Below are 3,940 nucleotides of genomic sequence, written 5' to 3' on the forward strand. Positions count from 1 at the left end.
GTCCACGGCCGCCGCCGGCGGCCCGCCGGGCGCCGCGCTGGTCGCCGTGGTCGGCCGGCACCAGGCCGCGTCGGTCCCGTTCCCTTCCGGGGTACGGGTGGCAAGCGCGATCGGCGCGCCGACCGCGAGGGTCCGGCGGCCCTGGGCGGTGCTGACCGTCATCGCCGCGCCCGCCCGCAGCGTGACCGTGGTCGTGCCCGGTCGCACGTCGATGTCGAGCACCCGCCCCTGCCAGCGCACGCCGGTGACGCGCAGGCCGCCGCGAAGCTGCGGCGGCAGCATCGGATCGAGGTGCGGGCCGCCCTCGCGCCAGCGCAGGCCCGGGTAGCCGTACAGGAACCCCTGCAGGAAGCCGCCCTGGCCGGTGAGGAACGTGAACACGCCCCCGTGCCGCGCCTCGGTGAACTGCTCGAACGGCGCGCGCACGAACGGGTCGACGCTGCGCAGCGTGTACGTCCAGGCCGAACAGTCGTCGCCCAGCTCGGCCGCCACGACGCTGTGCACCGAGTCGGTCATGGCCGGCCCGTCCGGGTTGGACCGCGCCGCGTAGTAGCGCAGGTTGTCCCGGTCCACGGGCGCCGGCTGCGGGTACTCCCACGGGTAGGTCAGCAGCACCACGTCGGCCTGCTTGATCTGCTGGCCGGCGTAGCCGTGGAACTCGGGGCGCACGGACCGCAGCCCGCCCAGCGGGCGCGGCCGGTGCACGACCAGGCCGGCGGCGACCTCCGACCAGCGCGCTGGTGGCCGTACTCCGAGTATCGCGGCCGTGCGGGACGCGATGCGCAACGTCATCGCGGCGGTCGCGTTGGTGTAGGTCGAGTCGTCGACCGGCCAGTTCTCCTCGTCGGGGCCCTGCACGCGGGTGATGTGCCAGCCGTCGGGCCGGCGCTGGGCGCGGCTGGCCCAGAAGTCGGCGGCGCCGCGCAGCACCGGCCAGCCGCGGGCGCGCAGCCGGTGGCCGTCGCCCGTGGCCAGGTAGTGCTGCCACTGGGCCAGCGCCACGTCGGCGGTGATGTGCTGCTCCAGCTCGCCGGTCTCGGCCCAGGCCGGGGTGACCTCGTCGCCGGTCAGCGCGCTCTCCCAGGCGAACCGCGCGCCGTCGTAGCCGGTGCGCCGGGCGTTGCGGCGGGCGCCGTCGAGGGTGCGGTGCCGGTAGTCGACGACGCCGGTCGCCTCGTCGGGATGCTGGGCCAGCAGCGCCGGGTAGATCCACGTCTCGGCGTCCCAGAAGACGTGGTTGTGGTAGCCGCCGGCGGACAGGCCGACCGGGCTGACGCTCCACCGCACCCCGGCCCGCACGGACGCGAGCAGGGAGAACATCGCCGCCCGGACCCGGCGCTGCAGCACCGGCTGGCCGGGCAGCTCGATGTCGGCCGCCCAGAGCCGGCCCCACGCGACCGCGTTCTCCGCGATCAGGTCGGCCGCCGACGGCGCGTCCGACGCCGCCCGCACCGCGGCGTCCAGCGGGTCGGTCGCGTCCAGGGACGTGGCGAAGCCGACGACCTTGGCGACCTCGTAGGTCTCGCCCGAGCGCACGCGCAGGGTGACGCTGCGGGTGACCGTCGCCTCGTCGAGCCCTGGGACCACCCAGGCCTGCGCGGGCACGCGCAGGCGGGCCACCGTGGCGACCGTGATGCCGGTGCCGGCGGTGCGCGCGGTGATCGCCGCGTCGGTCCGGTTGACGGCGGGGCGCAGTTCGCGCAGCGTCGGATCGGCACCCTCGCCGAGCACGTCGCGCACCTCGACCGGGCCCGACCAGTGCGGCGTGAACCGCAGCCGGGCCACCCCGACGCGCATCCGCGCCCGGTCCACGACCACGTCGTACGCGAGGTCGGTGATCCGGCCGCTCACCCGCCAGCGGGCCGTCGTGGTGAGCACGCCCCGGCGCAGGTCGAGGGTCTGGCGGTAGCGTTCGGCGTCGACCGCCGCGTAGGCCCGGCCGCCCACGACGATGTCGAGCCGGGTCCAGCCGGGCAGGCTCACCGACCCCTGCGGCTGGCTGCCGCCGTGCACCTGGTCGGGCACGGCCCCGTACACGCCCGCGACGTGCGTCTCCGTCGGTACGGGTGCTGCTACGTAGCCGGTGCCGTCCGAGGGGATCCGGGTGCCGACGTAGCCGTTGCCGAGGTAGGCCGGCGCGGCCGAGGCGGCGTGGGGATCCGTCGTGGACAGCGACCATCCGTCCGGCGGGGACGGCTGCGCGCGCGCCGGGTCGTCGTGGACCGGAGCGAGCGGCAGGAGAACGAGCGCGGCGGCGGCGAGGCGCAGCATCACGCGGCGGAGATTGGCGACCATGGGCGGCCCTTCTGGACAGCGGCGCGTTCCCCTCCCGGCAAGGTCACCTTAGGCCCCCAGCGGCTGTTCAGGCGTTCTACGCGCGTAGCGCGCTGCGGGTTCTTCGACCGGCGCACGGGCCGAGCGTCCGCCCCGGCCGTCCGGCGACGCCGGCTCGTATCGAGGGATCCGCCCGACGTTGGACAGTTGCGTGCGGAACTCGGCGCGCGATGACACGCGTAACCGTCCATACGTCGGTCTCCCTGGGGGTGGTGGTGCTCGTCGCCGCGACCGAGCAGAAGGCCGGCACCGCCGACGGGTTCACGTTCATGCCCGCCGACACGGCGGTCGACCTGGCGAACTTCGCGACGCTGGTGGTGCCGATCCTGCAGCGGCGCGGCCTGTTCCAGACCCTGCGCGGGCGCCCCGGCCTGGCCGCCGCCGGGAGGCGCTGGTCTGACGGCATGACAAAGGCCCGACCGTCCCGGCCGGGCCTTTGTCATGCCGGGAGCGGTCAGGCCGCGACACGCAGGGCGGGGCGGTGCAGTTGACGGAACTGGCTGCCGTGGAACACGAGCGGCGCCACCTGCGGGTCGACGTCCAGGTCGTGCACGCGCAGCAGGACGATGTCATGGTCGCCGGCCGGGATGATCTGCTCGATGCCGCAGTCCAGCCAGGCGCTGGAACCGTCGAGCAGTACGCCGCCGTTCCCGGTGGCCCGCCACGACGTGCCGGCGAACCGGTCGCCGTTCCTCGACGACAGCTGCCGGCACACCAGCTCCTGGTGGTCGCCGAGCACGCTGACGCCGAGGTGACCGGCCCGGCGCAGCAGCGGCCAGGTGCTCGACGTGTGCGCGAGGCAGACCGAGACCAGCGGCGGGTCGAGGGACACGGACGTGAACGAGCTGGCCGCGAGCCCGACGGGCGCGCCATCGACGAGGGCGGCGAGCACCGTGACGCCGGTCGGGAAGGCCCCGAAGACGCGGCGCAGGTGGGCCGGTTGGGTGGCGGGTTGGATGGTGACGGTCATGCGGGTCTCCTCGGCGGGGCGGCTGGTCCTGCGGGACCTGCGTCGAGCAGGTGTCGGCGTTGTCGTGCGGCGGAGCGACCGCGCGGTGCGCGGGATCCGGACGATCGTCTACAGCGGACAGAGGGCGCTGGACACGCGCTGGAAGTCGATGTGGCGCCGGGAGCGCAGACGCGGGCGGCCTTGACCGAGCTGCGGCATGGTCGCCTCCTTCCGCGCCTGCCTCGGTAAGGGGCTGCAGCCGAGGCGCTAATGACGTCTTCTGTCGTACAGGCTAGTCGCGCGCTGCGCGAGAGGTCAATCCCCACAACTTAAGTAGGTAATAGTTTTCAGCATGTGCGCACTGGTTATCGCGGCCTTAATGCCATCGCTCCCATAGGGATTCGCGCGGTCGTCGAAAAAGGTCCGGAGCGCGGGCAACCTTCCGGCCGTCCGTTCCGTTTGGATGCCGGCACCTCGCCCACCCCGACGACGACAAGGAGCGCGCCGGTGCGCAACCCGCCCCCGACCCGTACCCGTTCCCGCAACCTTGCGTACCTGCTCACGGGCGGGGCAGTCGTTCTGCTCGCCGTGGCGACCGTCGTCGGCATCGGCTGGGCCGGCGGCCGTGGCACCGGCCCGCCCGCCGCCGCGGGCCGC

The 3,940-nt window shown here is 74.3% G+C and carries 3 protein-coding genes; 1 reads left to right on the forward strand and 2 read right to left on the reverse strand.

Features of this window, described 5'->3' with window-relative positions; genetic code table 11:
- The coding region (locus tag ABD211_RS28130; RefSeq protein WP_344138368.1) for a glycosyl hydrolase family 65 domain-containing protein at positions 1-2,295 on the reverse strand (2,295 nt) is incomplete at its 3' end.
- 209 nt (positions 2,296-2,504) lie between these two features.
- On the opposite strand from ABD211_RS28130, the gene ABD211_RS28135 reads away from it, so the two are divergent.
- The gene (locus ABD211_RS28135; protein WP_344138370.1) at positions 2,505-2,825 is read left to right on the forward strand and encodes a hypothetical protein; all 321 of its coding nucleotides are present in this window, start codon (positions 2,505-2,507) and stop codon (positions 2,823-2,825) included.
- Here the strand turns inward: ABD211_RS28135 and ABD211_RS28140 are convergent.
- A complete protein-coding gene (locus ABD211_RS28140) occupies positions 2,789-3,304 on the reverse strand; it encodes a flavin reductase family protein (protein WP_344138372.1) in 516 nt (171 codons plus the stop codon). The two genes, ABD211_RS28135 and ABD211_RS28140, sit on opposite strands and share 37 nt — an antisense overlap.
- Positions 3,305-3,940 lie beyond the last annotated feature (636 nt).

The sequence above is a fragment of the Luedemannella flava genome (assembly GCF_039528515.1).
GTDB lineage: Bacteria > Actinomycetota > Actinomycetes > Mycobacteriales > Micromonosporaceae > Luedemannella > Luedemannella flava.

Excerpts from the sequence above, each read along its gene's own strand:
- ABD211_RS28140 (WP_344138372.1), bottom strand. The coding sequence starts at position 3,304 with ATGACCGTCACCATCCAACCCGCCACCCAACCGGCCCACCTGCGCCGC.
- ABD211_RS28135 (WP_344138370.1), top strand. The coding sequence starts at position 2,505 with ATGACACGCGTAACCGTCCATACGTCGGTCTCCCTGGGGGTGGTGGTG.